The organism is Caballeronia sp. GAFFF2 (assembly GCF_023631485.1).
GTDB lineage: Bacteria > Pseudomonadota > Gammaproteobacteria > Burkholderiales > Burkholderiaceae > Caballeronia.
Genome location: NZ_JALQDA010000023.1, coordinates 1 through 19,224, shown reverse-complemented (window position 1 = coordinate 19,224; position 19,224 = coordinate 1). Strand labels below are relative to the sequence as shown.

The window sequence follows — 19,224 nt, the reverse complement described above, 5'->3', positions numbered from 1 at the left end:
GTCATGTCAGCGGCTTTTTCGTTTTCATTCTCAACCAGCGATTGCTTTAAAGACTTATTGCGGCGCAGCCGTCGCTCCGCCGTGTGCCGCCGACCATTCGGCAGGCGCGTGCAGGAACTTCTCGACCTCATCCAGCGTCTTCGATTCGAAATAGCCTTGTTCCTTGGCGACGCGCAGCACGTCCCACCACGTCGCGAGCGCGTGCAGATTCACGTCGATATCCTTCAGCACCGACACGCTCTCTTTAAAAATGTTGTAGTGAAAGAGCACGAAGCAGTCGTTCACCGTTGCGCCGGCCGTGCGCAGCGCATTAATGAAGTTGATCTTGCTGCGGCTGTCGGTGGTCAGGTCTTCCACCAGCAGCACGCGCTGGCCTTCGGTCAGAAGACCTTCAATCTGCGCGTTGCGACCAAAACCCTTGGGCTTCTTGCGAACGTATTGCATCGGCACCATCAGGCGATCCGCCAGCCACGCCGCGAAAGGAATACCCGCCGTCTCGCCGCCTGCAACCGCGTCGATTTGTTCGTAGCCGACGTCGCGCAGAATGGTCGCCTCGGCCATTTCCATCAGACCGCGACGCACGCGCGGATAGGAAATCAGCTTGCGGCAGTCGATATACACTGGGCTCGCCCAGCCGGACGTGAAGATATACGGTTTTTCCGCGTTGAAGTGCACCGCCTGTACTTCCAGCAAAATCTTGGCGGTGGTGTCGGAGATCGTCTGGCGATCGAAGCCTGTCATGGGCGAATCCTTGGACTTGGATGGTGGCGCTTGGTCGAAGCGGGAGGCGGCCGCGTGGGGCCCTGGCGCATTAACAGGCAGAACGAGCCGCTTTTGGACGGCGTTCGTGCGGTTCCTGCGCGCGTAGGCCGAAATTTTACCCGAGGTGAGACGTTCGGGCGAGCGGCGCTCGGGACAGCGCCTATTTTTTGAGCGTCTTGTAGCCGCGTGGTCGTCGCACTTAAACTCGCGCAACTTCGCCCGCCGTGCTCCCACATGACTCCCGCTTCCCCTTCCGTCGATACCCCGAATCACCGCCACGCGCTGCACGCGCTCATCGCTTCCATTCTCGGCTATGCGATGGATGGCTTCGATCTCCTGATCCTCGGCTTCATGCTGCCCGCGATCGCCGTGGATCTGCACCTCACGCCCGCGCAGGCAGGTTCGCTCGTCACGTGGACGCTGGCCGGCGCGGTCGCGGGCGGCGTGGTGTTCGGCATGCTCTCCGATTACTTCGGCCGTGTGCGCATGCTGACCTGGACCATTCTCCTGTTCGCCGTCTTCACCGGCCTGTGCGCGCTTGCAAGAGGATACGGCGACTTGCTGGTCTATCGCACCATCGCGGGCATTGGGTTGGGCGGGGAGTTCGGCATTGGCATGGCGCTCGTCGCCGAGGCATGGCCGGCTCGGCTGCGGGCGCGCGTGTCCTCGTATGTCGGGCTTGGCTGGCAACTCGGCGTGCTTGCCGCCGCGCTTCTCACGCCGCTTTTGCTGCCGATGATCGGCTGGCGCGGCATGTTCGCCGTCGGCTTGTTGCCGGCGGTCGCGTCGTTCTTCGTGCGGCGCAAGGTCGCCGAACCCGTGCTCTTCACGGAACGTCGCGCGAAGCACGCGCCGCGCAAGCTGCCGCTCGGACGTCTCTTCGACACCGCGCGCACGACGCGTGCGAGCCTCGGCGTGATCGTGCTGTGCTCGGTGCAGAATTTCGGCTATTACGGGCTGATGATCTGGCTGCCCAGTTATCTATCCAAGACCTTCGGCTATTCGCTCACGAAGTCGGGTCTCTGGACCGCCGTCACCGTGCTCGGCATGGCGCTCGGCATCTGGCTCTTCGGCGTCGCGGCCGACCGCTTCGGCCGCAAGCCCGCGTTTCTCTTCTATCAGATCGGCGCGGTGGCAATGGTCTTCGTCTATTCGAACTTGACGAGCCCCGGCGCGTTGCTGGTAGGCGGCGCGGTCATGGGCGTGTTCGTCAACGGAATGATCGGCGGTTACGGCGCGCTCATCTCCGAAATCTATCCGACCGAGGCGCGCGCCACCGCGCAAAACGTGCTGTTCAATATCGGCCGCGCGGTCGGCGGACTGGGTCCGGTCGTGGTTGGCGCGCTTGCCGCGAAGTATTCGTTCGCGACTGCGCTCGCATTGCTGGCATCGATCTATTTACTCGATATATTTGCCACGCTCTTTCTCATTCCCGAAAAACGCGGCGCCGAACTCGACTGATTGACCGTTCGGCCTAGGGAAAATGCTGCTGCGCGCCATCTGGAAGGCGAGGTGTACACTGGTCGTCCCAAAAATTAAAGCTCCGGCCGTCCCGTTTGATCCTTACGGGCGGCACGCCGCGTCTATCCGATGCGCCGGGCGACTGAAGACATTGGTCCATCGAATCACACTCCACACTCAATGTTGAGCGGTCGTCGGCGGTGTGAACCCTGTTCAAAATATTTCTAACGTCTCAGGCTAATCATGGACGAACAACTGAAGCAAAGCGCTCTCGCATATCACCAATATCCGCGTCCGGGCAAGATCTCCGTCACGCCGACCAAACCGCTTTCCAATCAGCTGGATTTATCGCTTGCGTATTCGCCGGGTGTAGCCGCCGCATGCATGGCGATCTTCGACGAACCGCTCGACGCGCAGAAATACACCTCGCGCGCGAATCTCGTCGGCGTGGTGACGAACGGTACGGCGGTGCTCGGCCTCGGCAACATCGGTCCGCTCGCGGCCAAGCCGGTGATGGAAGGAAAAGGGTGTCTGTTCAAGAAGTTCGCGGGCATCGACGTGTTCGACATCGAGCTCGACGAGACCGATCCCGACAAGCTCGTCGATGCAATCGCCATGCTCGAACCGACGCTCGGTGGCATCAACCTCGAAGACATCAAGGCGCCGGAATGCTTCTATATCGAGAAGAAGCTGCGCGAGCGCATGAAGATTCCCGTTTTCCATGACGATCAGCACGGCACGGCGATCATCGCATCGGCGGCAATTCTCAACGGCCTGAAAGTGGTCGGCAAGAAGCTCGACGAAATCAAGCTGGTTTGTTCGGGCGCGGGCGCAGCCGCTATCGCGTGTCTGGACTTGCTCGTCGATCTGGGCTTGAAGAAGTCGAACACGCTCGTCGTCGATTCGAAGGGCGTGATCTACGAAGGACGCGGCAACCTCGATGTGTCGAAGGAGCGCTATCAGGCGACCACCGACGCGCGTACGCTCGCCGATGCCATCGATCAGGCCGACGTTTTCCTCGGTTGTTCGAGCGCGGGCGTGCTCAAGCCCGAGATGGTCAAGGTGATGGCCGACAAGCCGCTGATTCTCGCGCTTGCCAATCCCGAGCCGGAAATTCGTCCGGAGGAAGCGAAGAAGGTGCGGCCGGACTGCATCATCGCGACTGGCCGTTCGGACTATCCGAATCAGGTCAACAACGTGCTGTGCTTCCCGTTCATCTTCCGTGGCGCGCTGGACGTGGGCGCCACGACCATTACCGAAGAGATGAAGCTCGCGTGCGTGCGCGCGATCGCCGAACTCGCGGAAGAAACCGACCAGGGCGATGAAGTCGCGAAAGCCTACGAAGGCCATTCGCTCGAATTCGGTCCGGAATATCTGATCCCGAAGCCGTTCGATCCGCGACTCATCATCAAGATTGCGCCGGCCGTGGCGCAGGCCGCGATGGATTCGGGCGTGGCGACGCGTCCGATTCAGGACATGGACGCGTATCGCGAGACGCTCGGCGCGACGGTGTATCGCACCGGCATGGTGATGCGGCCGGTGTTCGTGGCGGCGAAGGCTGCGCCCGCGCGCATCGCGTTTGCAGAAGGTGAAGACGAGCGCGTGCTGCGCGCAGCGCAGTTCGTGTTGCTGGAGAAGATCGCGAAGCCGATCATCATCGGCCGGCCGGCTGTCGTCGAAATGCGTCTGCAGAAGATGGGCTCGAAGCTCAAGCCTGGCGTCGATTTCGAGATCGTGAATCCGGAAGACGATCCGCGTTATCAAAAGAGCTGGCAGGCGTATCACGAAATCGCCGCGCGTGAAGGCGTGACGCCCGAAAGCGCGAAGGCCGCGCTGCGCAAGTTCAACACGCTGATCGGCGCGATCCTGGTTCATACCGGCGACGCCGACGGCATGATCTGCGGTCTCATCGACACATATCAGGATCACCTCAAGTTCATCGATCAGGTGTTGGGCAAGTCCGAAGGCGCAAACAACTTCGCGGCGATGAATCTGCTGATGCTGCAAGGGCGCAATCTCTTCATCAGCGATACCTACGTCAACGAAACGCCAACGCCCGAGCAGCTTGCCGACATGACGATTCTCGCCGCGCGCGAGATCGAGCGCTTCGGCATTTCGCCGAAGGTGGCGCTGGTGTCGAACTCGAACTTCGGCAGCGTGCCAAGCGCGTCGAGCAAGCGGATGGCCGAAGCACGCAAGCTGATCGCAGAACGCGCGCCGGACCTCGAAGTCGATGGCGAAATGCACGGCGACGCCGCGTTGTCCGAAGCGGTGCGCAAGGCTTCGTTCCCCGGCACGACGCTCACCGGCGAAGCGAACCTGCTCATCATGCCGAACGTGGAAGCCGCGAACATCACGTACAACCTGCTCAAGATGGTGAGCGGCGAGGGCGTGACGGTCGGACCGTTCCTGCTGGGCGCGGCAAAGCCCGTGCACATCCTGACGCCGGCCGCGACCGTGCGACGGATCATCAATATGACGGCGGTGGCTTCGGCGAACGCGAAGGTGGCGAATAACAAGTAAGGGCAAAACGGCGGCTTCTCGGAGAGGTCGCCGCTTCTCTTTGGACGCACGAAAGACAAAAGGGCGGTCCTCGCGGATCGCCCTTTCGTTTCAAACAGCGCGTAACCCAGGCCTTACGCTACCTGTCGCGCCTGACCGCCCTCGTTGTTTCTCCACCGCGTCAGCAGCGCATTCCACTTGATCCGCGCCGCCTTCACGTTGTTGTCCTTCACGTGGCCGTAACCGCGCATCGAATCCGGCAGATTCGCCAGTTCGATGGCAAGCGCCAGCTTCTGCGGCGTCAATCCACCGATCAGCTCCTTCACCAGCGCCTCGTATTCCACGATCAGCGCGCGCTCCATCTTCCGCTCCTCGGTTCTGCCGAACGGATCGAGCGCCGTGCCGCGCAGAAACTTGAGCTTCGCGAGCCCGCGCATGGCGGACATCATCCACGGGCCATATTGCTTTTTCACCAGATGGCCGTGCTGGTCCTTCTTCGACATGCTCGGCGGCGCGAGATGGAACTTGATCTTCCAGTCGCCTTCGAAACTGTTCTTCACCTTGTCGAGAAAAGCGGGGTCCGCATAGAGACGCGCGACTTCGTACTCGTCCTTGTACGCCATCAGCTTGTGCAGATTCTTCGCGACGGCTTCGGTCAATTGATATTGGCCATCGCCGACGCCGAGTTCCGCCTCGGCGGCACGTACCATTGCGACGAGTCGGCCATAACGCGTTGCATACGCGGTGTTCTGATACTTCGCAAGATAGTCGAGGCGCTTGTCGATGAGCGCGTCGAGCGCCTTCGGCGTGTGCAGCGCGATGATCTTGCCCGCGCCTTCCGGCGCGCTGCCGCGTTGCGCTTCGGTCAGCTTGCGTAGCGAGTCGAGATCGTGCGCGGCGCGACGGCCCCATTCGAACGCGGCCAGATTCTTTTCGACTTGCACGGCGTTCAACTCGATCGCGCGCACGAGCGATTCATGCCGCAACGGCACCCAGCCTTTTTGCCATGCGTAGCCGAGCACGAACGGATTCGTGTAGATGGCGTCGCCCATTAGCGCGACGGCGAAGCGGTTGGCATCGACGAGCGCGACATGTTCGCCCGCCGCCGCACGGATGTCGGCTTCAGCGCTCGCGCCGGGAAAGCGCCAGTTCGGGTCCTTGATGAACGCAGCGGTCGGCGTCTGCGCGCTGTTCACGACCACGCGCGTGTGATCCGGCTGCATGCGCGAGCCGCATTCGTCGCTGGCGGTGACGATCGCATCGCAACCGATGACGAGATCCGCCTCGCCCATGGCAATGCGCGTTGCGTGAATATCGCCCGGACGGTTGGCGATCTGCACGTGGCTCATCACCGCGCCGCCTTTCTGCGCGAGGCCGGTGACGTCGAGCACGGTCACGCCTTTCTGCTCCAGATGCGCCGCCATGCCGAGCAGCGCGCCGATGGTCACGACGCCCGTGCCGCCGACGCCCGTCACCAGCACGCCATATGGCCGGCCGATATCCGGTAGGTCAGGCGCGGGCAGGGCCGGCATGCCGCCGGCTTCGACAGTCGTCGCTTTGGGCTTCTTCAACTGACCGCCTTCGACCGTGACGAAACTCGGGCAAAAGCCGTTCAGACACGAATAGTCCTTGTTGCAGCTCGACTGATTGATCTGCCGCTTCGTGCCGTACTCGGTATCGAGCGGTTCGACCGAAAGGCAGTTCGACTTCACCGAACAGTCGCCACAACCTTCGCAAACCGCTTCGTTGATCACCACGCGCTTCGCCGGATCGGGAAACGCGCCGCGCTTTCTGCGGCGGCGCTTTTCGGTCGCGCAGGTTTGGTCGTAGATCAGGATGGACGTGCCGGGAATCTCGCGTAGTTGCCGCTGAATGTCGTCGAGTTCATCGCGATGATGCACGTCGATGCCCGGCGCGAGTCCCGTGCTCGGCGTGTACTTCTCGGGCTGATCCGTGACGATGACGATGCGCGCCGCGCCTTCCGCCGCGAGCTGATGCGTGATCTGCGGCACGGTCAGCACGCCGTCGACGGGTTGGCCGCCGGTCATCGCGACGGCGTCGTTATAAAGAATCTTGTAGGTGATGTTCACCTTCGCCGCGATCGCCGCGCGAATGGCGAGCAGGCCGGAGTGGAAGTAGGTGCCGTCGCCGAGATTGGCGAAGACGTGCTTGTCGTTCGTGAACGGCGCCTGGCCGACCCACGCGACGCCTTCGCCGCCCATCTGACTGAACGTGCTCGTGCTGCGGTCCATCCACACCGTCATGTAGTGGCAGCCGATTCCCGCCATCGCGCGCGAGCCTTCAGGCACGTTCGTCGACGTGTTGTGCGGACAGCCCGAGCAGAACCACGGCTTGCGCTCCACTTCCACACGCGGACGCGCGAGCGCTTTCTCTTTCGCCTCGATCACGGCAATGCGCGCCGCGATGCCCGCGCGTACATCGGCGGGCAGATCGAACTTTTCGAGACGCGTCGCAATGGCCTTCGCGATGATCGCTGGCGAGAGTTCGTAGTGCGCGGGCAGCAACCAGTTGCCCATCGGCACGGACCATTCGCCGCCTGCACCGTCTTTCTCGTCGAACTTGCCGAAGACGCGCGGACGTTGCGCATCGGGCCAGTTGTACAACTCTTCCTTGATCGCGTATTCGAGAATCTGGCGCTTTTCCTCGACCACCAGAATCTCGTCGAGACCGCGCGCGAATTCGTGCGCGCCTTGCGCTTCGAGCGGCCACACGCAGCCGACCTTATAGAGACGAATGCCGATTTGCGCGCAGGTGGCGTCGTCGAGACCGAGATCGGTCAACGCCTGACGCACGTCGAGGTACGCCTTGCCCGCCGTCATGATGCCGAAGCGTGCGTTGGGCGAATCGATTTCCACGCGGTCCAGCTTGTTCGCGCGCACGTAGGCGAGCGCGGCGTACCACTTGTAGTCGAGCAGACGCGCTTCCTGCACGAGCGGCGGATCGGGCCAGCGAATGTTCAGGCCGCCGTCGGGCATGGCGAAATCGGTCGGAATCACGATCTTCGTGCGATGCGGATCGATATCCACCGACGCCGACGATTCCACCACGTCGGTCACGCATTTCATCGCGACCCAGAGGCCGGAGTAGCGGCTCATCGCCCAGCCGTGCAGGCCGAAGTCGAGATATTCCTGCACGTTCGACGGAAACAGAACCGGCAGGCCGCACGCCTTGAAAATGTGTTCGGATTGATGCGCGAGCGTCGATGACTTCGCGGCGTGGTCGTCACCAGCGAGCACGAGCACGCCGCCGTGCGTCGCCGAACCAGCCGAATTGCCGTGTTTGAAGACATCGCCGGTGCGGTCGACGCCCGGACCCTTGCCATACCACATCGAGAAGACGCCGTCGTATTTGGCGCTCGGGTACAGGTTGACCTGTTGCGAGCCCCAGACGGCGGTGGCCGCGAGGTCTTCGTTGACGCCGGGCTGAAACACGACCTGATGTCCGGCGAGATGCTTTTTCGCCTTCCAGAGCGACTGGTCGAGTCCGCCGAGCGGCGACCCGCGATAACCGGAAATGAATCCAGCGGTGTTAAGGCCAGCGGCTTTGTCGCGCTCTTGCTGCAGCATCGGCAGACGCACCAGCGCCTGGATGCCGCTCATATAGGCGCGGCCGCGTTCCAGCGTGTATTTGTCGTCTAGCGTGACGGATTTGAGTGCGGCTTCTAGCGAAGCTCTTTGTTCTGCGTCTAGCGGGGCGTTCATTCTGTGTACTCCTCCACCCGAGTTTGGGATCACCAAAGCATGTTCCGGGCCGCAGCGTCTTGTGAACGCTCAGGCCGGGACTTCCCAGTTTGCCGATGCTCACGGATTTCAGACAGTGGTACTAACCCGTTGAAAAATACGCACTTACTCGCGCTTTGCATTAAAACGTTGCCGCAAGTGGGCGATTCAGGACAGTTTTGTTACGGCGTGTAAGTTCGACCGAATCGCGGAACCCATGCGCGGATGCATGTCTAAATGAACGCTTGTGGGGAATGCGCGCCATTCCGGAAGGAATGCGGCGGTCGTTGCAAGTGCCGTAAATCGCAGTCAGAAGGAGTCAATAAAAAATGAAGCAAGGTCACATCCAGAGCTTTTTAATGGTCTCGGCGGCCTTTTTCGCTATCAACGCACCGATTGGCGGTGCGCGTGCGAATGCGCCGCAAAATGCGGCATCGCCCGTTCCGCGAATTTCGCAAGTCCGCGTGCCGTCGGCACAAACCGGCGCCGGCATGCGCCGTAAATCCGAACGCAGCGACGACACGGCCGCATAAAGCCAATCGCTCTATTCTTTGCGGCTCGGCGTTGTCGAACGAACCGCGGAAAAGAAGAAGGGACATGAACCTGAGTGGTCATGTCCCTTTTCTTTTAGCGCTTACGCTGGTTACTAGTTGGCGGTCGTGTCTTTGAGCACGCCACGGCGCATCTGATCCAGTTCGATCGATTCGAACAGCGCCTTGAAGTTGCCTTCACCGAAGCCCTGATTGCCCTTGCGCTGAATGATCTCGAAGAAAATCGGCCCGATCTGGTTCTCGGTGAAGATTTGCAGCAGGATTTCGTCGTGCACACCGTCGATCAAAATCTTGCGCTTCTTTAGTTCCGCGACCGATTCGCCGTGGTCCGGCACGCGCCGGTCCACGAGTTCATAGTAAGTGTCGATGGTATCGAGAAGCGCGATTTTCGACGCGCGAAGGCCGTCGACCGTGTTGTAGATGTCGTCCGTCCCGAGCGCGATGTGCTGAATGCCTTCGCCGCGATACGCGTCCAGATATTCCTGAATCTGGCCGGCATTTTCCGAACCTTCTTCGTTGATCGGAATACGGATCTTGCCGCAGGGCGAGCTCATCGCCTTGGACTTGACCGCCGTCACTTTCCCTTCGATGTCGAAATAACGCGCTTCGCGGAAATTGAAAAGCCGCTCGTAAAACTCGGCCCATTCGACCATCCGGCCGCGATGCACGTTATGCGTGAGGTGATCGATATACGTGAGGCCGTTGCCAACCGGATTCGGCGAAGCGCCGGGAATTGGCTCGAAATCGACGTCGTAAATGCTGATGTCGCCGATGCTGCCCGGCTGCGCGCCGTTTTTGCCGCGCCAGCGATCGACGAAGTAGATCAGCGAATCGCCGATTCCCTTGATCGCCGGAATGTTCAATTCCATCGGGCCGTTCTTGTTGTCGAAGCCCCACGCGCCCAAGTCCAGCGCGCGTTTGTAGGCTTGAGCGGCATCGGCGACGCGGAATGCGATGGCGCAAATCGACGGGCCGTGCAGACGCGCAAAGCGCTGCGCGAACGAATCCGGCTCTGCATTGACGATGAAATTGATTTCGCCTTGCCGGTAAAGCGTCACGTCCTTGTGACGGTGCCGCGCAATGGCGGTGAAACCCATTTGCTCGAACAGTTTGCCGAGCGCGACGGGATCGGGCGCGGTGTATTCGATGAATTCGAAGCCGTCGGTGCCAACGGGATTTTCCCAAGTCGATGCGGTCATGCGCGTGTCTCCTGATGTTCGTTTCGATATCGAGACAGTCTAGTCAAGCTGGAGCAGCAAAAGCTTGCGAAACAAATCGCGTGTTTCTAGAATTGCGCAACAACCTGCCGTATCGCGCCTCAAACGAGCCAGAACGTGCCTGGAATAGAACTCGACACCATCGACAGGAAGATTCTCGCGATCCTTCAGGAAAACGGCCGGCTTTCGAATCAGGAAATCGCGGATAGAGTCAGTTTGTCACCGAGTCCGTGCTTGCGGCGCATTCGGCGCCTGGAAGAACTTGGCGTGATTCGCGGCTACGTCGCGCTGCTCGACGCGAAAAAGCTCGGGCTTGGGCTGCTCGCCTACATCAACGTGCGACTGGAAAAACGCGGCGGCGTTCCACTCGCGGCCGGGTCGCAGAATCCGCCAACGCATGCCGATCTGTTTCGCGACGCGGTGCGCGCGTGGGACGAAGTCGTCGCGTGCGACGCGATGACTGGCGAAATGGACTTTCTGCTGCGCGTTCAGGTACGCGACATGGAGCACTTTTCGCGCTTCATGCAGGAACGACTGCTGCACCATCCTTCGGTGATCGACGTGCGTTCGAGTTTCTCGCTCGAACGAATCAAGGACACGACGGCGCTGCCGTTGCGTTGAAATGAAGAAAGGGCGGTCAGAGCCGCCCTTTCTTTGGTGAGATACGTGGACTGCGATTCAGGCCACGGTTGCCGCAGGCATGAACGCCTGAAAAACCTTCGACGCCCGATGGGCCTGCCGTTTGATCGCGTAATCGAAGACGGCGGCCTGTTCCTGAAGCATCTCGGCCATGATGCTGCCTTGATCGGCGGGCGCGAGCGAGAGATACGCGTCCGCTTCGCCATATGCGTATTCGATCTTCATCCCCGATTTCCGGGCGATGTGCATCATGGTCTTGTTGCGCGACAAACAATGCATGTAGAGCTGCGAGACTTTCGAATTGCGGCTGCGCATGGCGGCGCGCTCGAACATTTTGGTGCCGATGCCCCGGCCACGCGCGCTTTCGAGAACCGAGACGCCGAACTCGGCGGTACGCTTTTCGCCATCGACTGGAAGATAGGCCAGATGGCCGACGCCGATCAACTGCAGCGCGTTGTCGAACACGCCAAAAACGGTGTCGTTAGCAAAGTTGATGTTGCGAACGTAATTTTCGATGACGTGATCCGGCACGATCTGCCCGAAACGCAGCAGTCGGTCGTCTTCATCGAGCGCGAGGAAGTGTGTCTGCAGCCGTTCGCGATCAGCCGACGACAACTCGCGGACCAGAACCGGCAGACGCGCGGATGCAGGCAGCGGATCGCTAGCGACTATCTGCGCGGCAGTGCGGTCGATGTTCAATTCCACGATGATTCTCCTCGGTGATGCGGGCATGTTGCACAGCAAAAACAATTTTAGCCCAATCGAGGAAAGCGGGTACGGGAAAACCCTTAATCAAAGCTGGAGGAGACGTTCTAAATAGCTACGGAAAACGTTTGTATTCTATATAAATCAATGACTTATAGAGTGTGTCAGCGTGCAACAGCTTCATTGCTGCAACGCAATATCGCTCAGGCTTCGGTGTTCAGGCCGTTTTCGATCATCGCGACGACTTGCTCGCCGAACTCACGATATCCGAGCCTGCCGCCCGGTTTGAGCCACGTGAAAGTCCAGTTGATCATGCCGAAAACCATCATGGTCAGCGCGGTTTGGTTTTCTCTCGTCACGCGCTTCGGGTACGCGCGCGCCAGTTGCCGCGCGAACGCAGCGACGATATCCCGCTGGCGATCCAGCACGATCTCGCGCTGCACGTCTTCCAGATATTTGACGTCGTTCAATAGCGCGACGTGCCGGCTATGAGAGGTCTCGTATTCGGCAAGGAACGCCCGCACCAGTTCAGCGAAAGCCTCGCGCTCGCCCAGTCCGCGTCGCTGGCTCGCGGCTTCCACTTCCGCGATGATCAGCATCAGCCGCTTGGTGTAGCGGTCGAGCAGATCGAAAAGAATCGCTTCCTTGCTCTCGTAATAATGATAGAGGCGCGCTTTCGACGTGCCGCTCGCGGCTGCCAAGTCGGCCATCGACGTGCTGGGGTAACTCGTCTGCGCAAATTTCGCGGCGGCAAGCTCCAGAATCTGCTCGCGTTGCGTCTCGTGATCGGGCGCTTTGGTTCGGGCCATTGGGTCGGAAGATGCGTTCTTGTCGGTTTTAGCGCCGCAATTCGGCCTGCACGATATCCGACGGCGTGCCGCGTATTTTAAGCCGCCCCGCCGTGACGAGTTCGCGGCATCGCCAGAAAGCGATCGAATCGCTGAGAAGGAAATCGAAGCGGCGCGCCATTGCGCCACCGGCGATCCGCCGCGCGGGCTGCCATTCGGGGCTGGCTAGGTCGAGCAGGGCTTCGTCGACGTCGAACCAGCTTCCCGAAACCAGCATGTTGTCGCGCAGCCGACGTGTCTCCGCGCTCGCATGCTTCGCCTCCTGCCATTCGAGCGCCAGCCGGCTAATGCGCAGCACCGAAATCGGCGCGGCGCTCGGCAACTTCTTTAGCAACTGTCCAGGTGAAAACATGCCGACAGCGGTCGCGCGATCGGCACGCCGGAGCGGATCTGAATGCGCGTCGGATGCTTCGATCGGCAGGTCGTCGTAGTTGAGCTTCGCCTCGTTAAGACGTTGCGGCACGTTGCGCAGATGGTAGGCGACGCGCCGCAAGGTGAGCTGGTCGGCCGCACTCTGTCCGTGCCACACGACAATCTGCGCGTCGCCGCGCACGAGGCGTGTCAAGAGCGCCTGCTGCGCTTCGAGCTCGTCCTCGAATTCATTCGTGCTGGTGAGCACTTGACGCCAAAACGCTGCGCGCGTGAGCGAAGTGTCGTCGGCGTCTCTGAGCGGGCCGACCGCGAGATCGTCGCGCAGAGGGATGACACGGTCTGGACGGTCGGCTAGTCGAAGCGCTTCGGTGAGAGACAGGGCCGCGCTGTCGCCATTGGTGACGTGGATCGTGGTCATTGTTGTGGATTTGCCAGAAGGACTCGCGTTTTGCCGCTCGGACGAGCAGCAATCAGTCTACGCGAATCGATTTGCGACCGGCTGTGGGCTGGCGCGCTTCGGCAAACCATTTCAGAAGCGCGAACGGCGCGACCGCGAGGCCACGCCGTTCTAGCCGAAAGACGCCTTACCGCGTGCCGCTGGCGGTGAAATCCTCGGCATCGACGTCGTAGCCGGACGGTTCCCAGTGCACCGCGAACAGCGCAATCAAGCCGAGAAGCGGCGCAACCGCGATGATCCAGAACACCTTCGTGCCCAGCGCCGCCGACAGCACCGGAAACAGGAACAGGGACACGGTGGAACTAGCGCGCATCAACGTCTGATTGAAGCCGACGCCCACGCCGCGCAATGACGTCGGATAACTCAGCGACGCAAACGTCATGCTGTGCGAGCCTGGTCCGACGCCCTGGCCGAGCAGGAACGCGGCGAGCAGCGCGATCGCGATCGCCACCTGCGCACCGGTTGCCGGTTTGCCGACGACAGCGAGCCCGACGAGCGCCACCAACTGAAACGCGTAGCCGATCACGGTCAGATTCCACGCGCCGTACTTCGGCACGGTGCGCACGGAGAACAGGCCGCCCGCGAACGCGAACAGCAGATTGAGCGCGAGCGAGGCGAGGATCGTGGTGAGCATCGACTGCGCGAGGAAGCTCGAAATGATCACCGGCAAGCCGAACGCGACCGCGTTGTAGGCGAAGGACGATGCAATCGCAATGACGGTCGCGAGCACGGTTCTGCGTAAATACACGCCGCGCAGAAGCGCGCCGTAGTTGCTCCACGTCGCCTTGCGCGCCTTCGGAACGGTCGACGCAGCCGCTTCGACGCGAACCTCGACGCCATACGAACGTTTGAGAATCTCGGCGGCGCCCTTTAGATCGCCCTGATTCGCGGCCCACACGGGCGACTCGCTCATGTAACGGCTGCGAATTGCGATGATGAGAATGGCCGGCACAGCGCCGAAGCCGAGAATCAGCCGCCACAGCAAGCCTGCGTGATGCGCCGGCAGCACCGCGTACAAACCGAGCACCAGCAGATAGGACACGCTGATCGCGGCGTACCACGTTGGACACCACATGGCGACGCGCGCGGCCTTGTTGCCACGGCCTTGCAGACGCGAAAATTCGGCGAGAAAGGCCATTGCCACCGGAAGATCGATGCCGACGCCCAGCCCCATCACGAAGCGCGCGCCGCCGAGCACCCACGCGTTGGGCGCGAACGCGCAAGCAATGGCCGCGATCACAAAGAAGAACATATCGGCCATGAAGACGCGGTATCGGCCGATCTTGTCGGTGAGATAGCCGCCGAGAAATGCGCCGATGATCGCGCCGAACGTGATCGCCGATGCGACGAAACCGGTTCCCGTCGGGCTCAGCGAGAACTCACGGGCGATGTCCTTGATGCCGAACGCGAGCGCGCCGAGATCGTAGGCATCGAGGAAAATGCCGCCGAGCGCGATGGCGACGACCACGCGCGCGTCGCTGCCGATGGCGGCGCCACGATTGACGAGGCTGGAGACATCGGCGGCGCTGCGGATGACGGGGCGCGCATCGGCGGCGGCCGGAGCGGAAGCGCGTTCGGACGCGAGTGAGACGGACATAAGCGGGCGGAAAGTGAAAAAGTGTTGATGCAGCGAATCGCGCGATGCTACTGGCAGGGCTTGCCGCGACCAAATTCTTTTTTGTTATTTAATGACTTACGCGCGCCGGCGGGCTTTTCAGGCTGCAAGTTTCATCGGCGCGGATGCGACAATCGCGGCTCTTTCTCTTTTTCCATTCAGCATGGCGCCTGCAGAAAACATCGAAACGGTGAACGTCGCGGTCGTCGGTGGCGGACCGGCCGGGCTCATGGCCGCCGAGGCGCTCGCGGCGGGCGGCGCGCGCGTGGATGTCTTCGACGCGATGCCATCGGTCGGCCGCAAATTCCTGATGGCGGGCAAGGGCGGCATGAATCTGACGCACTCCGAAGCTGCCGACGCGTTTCTAGGCCGCTACGGCGCGCGCAGCGCCGAAATCGCGCCACTCCTTGCTCGCTTCGATGCCGACGCGCTTCGCCAATGGGTGCACGGCCTTGGCGTGGAAACGTTCGTCGGCAGTTCCGGCCGCGTCTTTCCGCGCGACATGAAGGCCGCGCCGATGCTGCGGGCCTGGCTGCATCGGCTGCGCGCGTCCGGCGTGACGCTGCACATGCGGCATCGATGGCTCGGTTTCACCGACGACGGCGCCTCGATCTCGCGCTTCGCGACGCCCGACGGGGAAAAGTGCATTCGTCACGACGCGCTGATTCTCGCAGCGGGAGGCGCGAGCTGGCCGCAACTCGGCTCGGATGGCGGCGCAATCGCGCATCTCGCCGCGCGCGGTGTGCCGGTGCGGCCTTTCGTGCCGTCCAATTGCGGTTTCGATACCGACTGGTCGCCGCATTTCCAAAGCCGCTTCGCGGGCGAACCGCTCAAGGCGGTGGCGATCGGTGTGGCGCGCGCGGACGGCCGGCTCGACTGGCGCACCGGCGAAGCGCTGATTACGGACCACGGTATCGAAGGAAGTCTGATTTACGCGCTGTCGGCGCCAATCCGCAATCGGCTCGCCGAAAACGACGGCGGAGCATCGACCATTCTGCTCGATCTCGTTCCGCAGCTTTCCGCCGAGCGGGTGCGTGCGGAGGTGCTGCATCCTCGTGGCGCGCGCTCGCTGTCGAGTCATTTGCAAAGCCGCCTTCATCTGACCGGCGTGAAAGCGGGCTTGCTGCGGGAATGTCTGACAAAGGCGGATTTCGGCGATCCCGAAACGCTCGCCGCTCGCATCAAGGCGCTGCCGTTGCGCGTTTTACGCCCGCGTCCGATCGCCGAGGCGATCAGCAGCGCGGGCGGCGTGGCGTTCGAAGCGCTCGACGAGCGCTCGATGCTTACCGCGCTGCCCGGCGTCTTCTGCGCGGGCGAAATGCTCGACTGGGAAGCGCCGACAGGCGGTTATTTATTGACGGCGTGTTTTGCGAGCGGGCTCGTGGCTGGGGAAGGCGCGCTCGCTTGGCTGGCGTCGCGCGGCTGAAGCGCGCTCAGGCCGCCACCAAGCGCCACAACGAAGTCACTTCCTTCGAGCGCGCCGCATACAGCGGATCGGTTTTATCGAATGCACGCGGATGCTGCGGCCGAATATCGATGCGGCCATCCACTTTCAATTTTGCCGCGTCGATCCACTCCTGCAACTGCGCGCGCGTGCGCAGCCCGAGATGCTCGGCGAAATCGGACAGAATCAGCCAGCCTTCGCCGCCGGGCGTGAGATGCGCGGCGAGGCCATCGAGAAAGCCGCGCAGCATCCGGCTTTCGGGATCGTAGATCGCGTGCTCGATCGCCGAACTCGGCCGCGCGGGCAGCCACGGCGGATTGCACACGACGAGCGGCGCGCGTCCTTCAGGAAAGAGATTCGCTTCGACCACATTCACTTGGCGATTCAGCCCGAGCTGCCCGATGTTCTCGCGTGCACAAGCCAACGCACGCGGATCGAGGTCCGTCGCGACGATTCGTTCGACGCCGCGCCGTGCAAGCACCGCCGCCAAAACGCCCGTACCGGTGCCGATATCGAAGGCCAGCGAAGTCGACGGAAGCGGCTGATTGGCAACGAGGTTGATGTATTCGCCGCGCACAGGCGAGAAAACGCCGTAATAGGGATGAATTTTCCCGCCCACCGCCGCGACATCCACGCCTTTCTTGCGCCACTCGTGCGCGCCGACTAGCCCGAGCACTTCTCGCAACGAAACCACCGACGCGTCACGAGCCGCGCCGTACGCTTCTTCGCACGCTTCCTGTACATTCGGCGCGCGGCGCAGCGGAATCGCATACTGCTCGTCTAGCGGCAGAAGCAGCATCGCCAGCGTTCGCGCACGTTGCGACTGCGCCAGACGATGCAGATTGAAGGTATCGACCGGCGAAGCAGCCGCCGCTTTTTCCCTTTCCGCCGCCGCCTTTTTCGGCTTGCGCGGCTTGTTGTCGATACGGCGCGCCATCGCCTGAAGCAACTGCCGCGCGTTTTGATAATCTCCGCGCCAAAGAATGCCGGTTCCTTCGCAGGCAAGGCGATACGCGTTGTCGGCCGTCATCTGGTCGTCGCCAATGACAATACGCTTAGGCGCCGGGTTGCTGCTTTCCGAACGCCAGCGGGCGGAGCGTTCTTCGCCGTCCTCTTCCCAGTGCAGGATTGGCGGAGTGTCGGCGTGAGGCGTGCTTTTAGATTGCATTGTTGTCTTTTGATGTGCGGGCCAGCGGCTGCCGGCCGCAAAGTGAACTGGCAGCATTTTGATGCCATTTCACTCGCGCCGGTCGCACCTTTCGAGTTTTGAAGGCGAATCGGGCGCGGTCGATCAGGCACAATCCACGTTTTGTCACAATCGAGCGCTCGTCGGAACGCCATCGCCGAATGAAATTCAGAATCATTGCCTCGCTGTGCGCGGCCGCGCTTGCCGCGCAATTCGCCTTCGCGCCGCAGACGCTCGCCGCCGAACCCGCCGACGCCGCGGCCAATGAACATTGGGTCAGCGCCTGGGGCACGGTTTTGCAGTCCATTCCCCAATTAGCCAATCTGCCGCCGCTGTACCGGGCACCTGAAGTGGGCGGGCGGACGGTTCGGCAGTTGATCTATCCGCAACTCGACGGGAAACGACTTCGGCTGCGCGTCAGCAATCTGTATGGAACGGAGCCGCTTGTCATCGAATCGATGAGCGTCTCGAATGCCGTCAGCGGCAGCAGTCCGGCCATCCGCGCGGGTAGCGCAAAGCCAGTGGCGTTCGGTGGACACAACGCGGTAACCGTTCCGCCAGGCGGCCAGGCGACCAGCGATCCCATAGCGTTCGATGTCACCGCGTTCCAGCCAGTCGCTGTGAGCACATTCATGGGTAAGGATCAGAAACTCGTGGCGTGGCATCGGGTCTCGAGTCAGGTGAATTACGTTTCGTCGCCCGGCAATCACGCAAACGACGCTTCCGCCGATGCGTTTCGCACGCGCTTCACCCAATACGCGTGGCTGACGAATGTGTCGGTCGAGCATCTGTCCGCGCAGACGGTGGTGGCAATCGGCGATTCAATCACGGACGGCATGCGCTCGACGCTGAATGCCAACCGAAGCTGGCCGGATGTGCTCGCCAGACAGGTCGCGCAGAAAAGTGGCGGTCAGGCGGCGATAGTGAACGCGGGCATCAGCGGCAATCGGCTCCTCAGCAATTCGCCGTGCTATGGAGAGGCGCTCGTCAGCCGTTTCGAGCGCGACGCGCTGCGTCAGCCGGGCGTGCGGGCGATTATCGTGTTGATCGGCATCAACGACATCAACTTTGCGGCGATGCCCGCGCACGCCGGACTCGACTGCGACGCGCCGCACACGGAAGTCAACGCCGACGCGCTGGTGCGCGGATACCAGCGGCTGATTGCGCAGGCGCATCAGCGCGGCATCAAGATCTACGGCGCGACGCTCACGCCCGCAGCGCTGTCGCCGGAACGCGAGGCCATCCGGACGGCGGTGAACGCGTCGATCCGTTCGAGCCATGCGTTCGATGGCGTGATCGATTTCGATCAAGCGCTTCGCGATCCGGCGCGCCCGAACGTCCTGCAACGGCGTTTCGATAGCGGCGACCACATCCATCCAAGCGATGCCGGCTACGCAGCGATGGCCGCAGCCGTTCCCTTCGACATGGTGTTTGGGCAGGCAAAAGCGGCGCATTGAGGTGCTTCAAAAAAAGTTGGCTCGCTGTCTTGCCATCGGCGTTCGCATCGCCTAATATTCCGCTCCTCGTCGCAAGACGGGAGCCGCCAGCGAAACAGGCGGACTCGAAGTCGGCAGATTTTGATGCGAAAGCGGAAATAAGCTGTTGACAACGAGAAAAAGATTCCTCATAATCTCGTTTCTCTGCTGCGGATGCAGCGACGCAAGACGAAGCGGTGCTGAGCAAAATGCTTGGTGCGCTTGGCGGGAAGTCTTGGCGAATGTGCTC

The 19,224-nt window shown here is 61.7% G+C and carries 14 protein-coding genes; 6 read left to right on the top strand and 8 right to left on the bottom strand.

All coding sequences use genetic code 11. The features are described 5' to 3' along the window. Positions 1 to 54: 54 nt before the first annotated feature. Positions 55 to 741, bottom strand: a complete 687-nt coding sequence (locus NCT04_RS13580) for an orotate phosphoribosyltransferase (protein WP_244826459.1) — start codon at positions 739 to 741, stop codon at positions 55 to 57. Between the two features lie 255 nt (positions 742 to 996). On the opposite strand from NCT04_RS13580, the gene NCT04_RS13575 reads away from it, so the two are divergent. Together NCT04_RS13575 and NCT04_RS13570 are read left to right on the top strand one after the other, a co-directional pair. Then, complete coding sequence (locus tag NCT04_RS13575; protein ID WP_250465909.1) at positions 997 to 2,223, top strand: MFS transporter; 1,227 nt, start codon at positions 997 to 999, stop codon at positions 2,221 to 2,223. Positions 2,224 to 2,466: 243 nt separating this feature from the next. Beyond that, a complete protein-coding gene (locus tag NCT04_RS13570) occupies positions 2,467 to 4,746 on the top strand; it encodes an NADP-dependent malic enzyme (protein WP_244826457.1) in 2,280 nt (759 codons plus the stop codon). A 113-nt stretch (positions 4,747 to 4,859) separates the two neighbouring features. Here NCT04_RS13570 and NCT04_RS13565 read toward each other — a convergent pair whose 3' ends face one another. Next, on the bottom strand, positions 4,860 to 8,447 hold the full coding sequence (locus NCT04_RS13565; protein WP_250465907.1) for an indolepyruvate ferredoxin oxidoreductase family protein: 3,588 nt from the start codon (positions 8,445 to 8,447) through the stop codon (positions 4,860 to 4,862). A gap of 347 nt (positions 8,448 to 8,794) precedes the next feature. Here NCT04_RS13565 and NCT04_RS13560 point away from each other — a divergent pair, with 347 nt between their 5' ends. Continuing rightward, entirely contained in the window at positions 8,795 to 8,998 is a 204-nt protein-coding gene (locus NCT04_RS13560) for a hypothetical protein (protein ID WP_250465904.1), read from the top strand. A 113-nt stretch (positions 8,999 to 9,111) separates the two neighbouring features. Here NCT04_RS13560 and hppD read toward each other — a convergent pair whose 3' ends face one another. Then, positions 9,112 to 10,215 (bottom strand): 4-hydroxyphenylpyruvate dioxygenase, encoded by a 1,104-nt coding sequence (hppD, locus tag NCT04_RS13555; RefSeq protein WP_244826454.1) that lies wholly within the window; start codon positions 10,213 to 10,215, stop codon positions 9,112 to 9,114. Positions 10,216 to 10,350: 135 nt separating this feature from the next. Here hppD and NCT04_RS13550 point away from each other — a divergent pair, with 135 nt between their 5' ends. Next, positions 10,351 to 10,854: an Lrp/AsnC family transcriptional regulator gene (locus NCT04_RS13550; RefSeq protein WP_250465903.1), complete on the top strand. Its 504-nt coding sequence runs from the start codon at positions 10,351 to 10,353 to the stop codon at positions 10,852 to 10,854. Between the two features lie 57 nt (positions 10,855 to 10,911). Here NCT04_RS13550 and NCT04_RS13545 read toward each other — a convergent pair whose 3' ends face one another. From NCT04_RS13545 to NCT04_RS13530, 4 genes are all read right to left on the bottom strand, one after another. Next, complete coding sequence (locus NCT04_RS13545) at positions 10,912 to 11,604, bottom strand: GNAT family N-acetyltransferase (RefSeq protein ID WP_284503222.1); 693 nt, start codon at positions 11,602 to 11,604, stop codon at positions 10,912 to 10,914. A gap of 176 nt (positions 11,605 to 11,780) precedes the next feature. Further along, a complete protein-coding gene (locus NCT04_RS13540; protein ID WP_250465897.1) occupies positions 11,781 to 12,386 on the bottom strand; it encodes a TetR/AcrR family transcriptional regulator in 606 nt (201 codons plus the stop codon). A gap of 28 nt (positions 12,387 to 12,414) precedes the next feature. Then, positions 12,415 to 13,215 carry a DUF1835 domain-containing protein gene (locus tag NCT04_RS13535; RefSeq protein WP_250465895.1) on the bottom strand — a complete coding sequence of 267 codons (801 nt, stop codon included), beginning with the start codon at positions 13,213 to 13,215 and terminating at the stop codon, positions 12,415 to 12,417. A gap of 166 nt (positions 13,216 to 13,381) precedes the next feature. Beyond that, complete coding sequence (locus NCT04_RS13530; protein ID WP_250465894.1) at positions 13,382 to 14,851, bottom strand: MFS transporter; 1,470 nt, start codon at positions 14,849 to 14,851, stop codon at positions 13,382 to 13,384. Between the two features lie 181 nt (positions 14,852 to 15,032). Here NCT04_RS13530 and NCT04_RS13525 point away from each other — a divergent pair, with 181 nt between their 5' ends. Then, positions 15,033 to 16,295, top strand: coding sequence for a TIGR03862 family flavoprotein (locus NCT04_RS13525; RefSeq protein ID WP_250465892.1), 1,263 nt, complete (start codon positions 15,033 to 15,035; stop codon positions 16,293 to 16,295). A 7-nt stretch (positions 16,296 to 16,302) separates the two neighbouring features. On the opposite strand, the gene NCT04_RS13520 is transcribed toward NCT04_RS13525, so the two are convergent. Then, positions 16,303 to 17,481 carry a 50S ribosomal protein L11 methyltransferase gene (locus tag NCT04_RS13520; protein ID WP_250465890.1) on the bottom strand — a complete coding sequence of 393 codons (1,179 nt, stop codon included), beginning with the start codon at positions 17,479 to 17,481 and terminating at the stop codon, positions 16,303 to 16,305. A gap of 179 nt (positions 17,482 to 17,660) precedes the next feature. Between NCT04_RS13520 and NCT04_RS13515 the strand changes: the two genes are divergently transcribed. After that, entirely contained in the window at positions 17,661 to 18,956 is a 1,296-nt protein-coding gene (locus NCT04_RS13515; RefSeq protein WP_250465888.1) for an SGNH/GDSL hydrolase family protein, read from the top strand. Positions 18,957 to 19,224: the final 268 nt, after the last annotated feature.

Bases quoted from the DNA above. Each gene is read 5' to 3' on its own strand.
- NCT04_RS13580 (WP_244826459.1), bottom strand. From the start codon at position 741: ATGACAGGCTTCGATCGCCAGACGATCTCCGACACCACCGCCAAGATT.
- NCT04_RS13575 (WP_250465909.1), top strand. From the start codon at position 997: ATGACTCCCGCTTCCCCTTCCGTCGATACCCCGAATCACCGCCACGCG.
- NCT04_RS13570 (WP_244826457.1), top strand. From the start codon at position 2,467: ATGGACGAACAACTGAAGCAAAGCGCTCTCGCATATCACCAATATCCG.
- NCT04_RS13565 (WP_250465907.1), bottom strand. From the start codon at position 8,447: ATGAACGCCCCGCTAGACGCAGAACAAAGAGCTTCGCTAGAAGCCGCA.
- NCT04_RS13560 (WP_250465904.1), top strand. From the start codon at position 8,795: ATGAAGCAAGGTCACATCCAGAGCTTTTTAATGGTCTCGGCGGCCTTT.
- hppD (WP_244826454.1), bottom strand. From the start codon at position 10,215: ATGACCGCATCGACTTGGGAAAATCCCGTTGGCACCGACGGCTTCGAA.
- NCT04_RS13545 (WP_284503222.1), bottom strand. From the start codon at position 11,604: ATGCCCGCATCACCGAGGAGAATCATCGTGGAATTGAACATCGACCGC.
- NCT04_RS13540 (WP_250465897.1), bottom strand. From the start codon at position 12,386: ATGGCCCGAACCAAAGCGCCCGATCACGAGACGCAACGCGAGCAGATT.
- NCT04_RS13535 (WP_250465895.1), bottom strand. From the start codon at position 13,215: ATGACCACGATCCACGTCACCAATGGCGACAGCGCGGCCCTGTCTCTC.
- NCT04_RS13530 (WP_250465894.1), bottom strand. From the start codon at position 14,851: ATGTCCGTCTCACTCGCGTCCGAACGCGCTTCCGCTCCGGCCGCCGCC.
- NCT04_RS13525 (WP_250465892.1), top strand. From the start codon at position 15,033: ATGGCGCCTGCAGAAAACATCGAAACGGTGAACGTCGCGGTCGTCGGT.
- NCT04_RS13520 (WP_250465890.1), bottom strand. From the start codon at position 17,481: ATGCAATCTAAAAGCACGCCTCACGCCGACACTCCGCCAATCCTGCAC.
- NCT04_RS13515 (WP_250465888.1), top strand. From the start codon at position 17,661: ATGAAATTCAGAATCATTGCCTCGCTGTGCGCGGCCGCGCTTGCCGCG.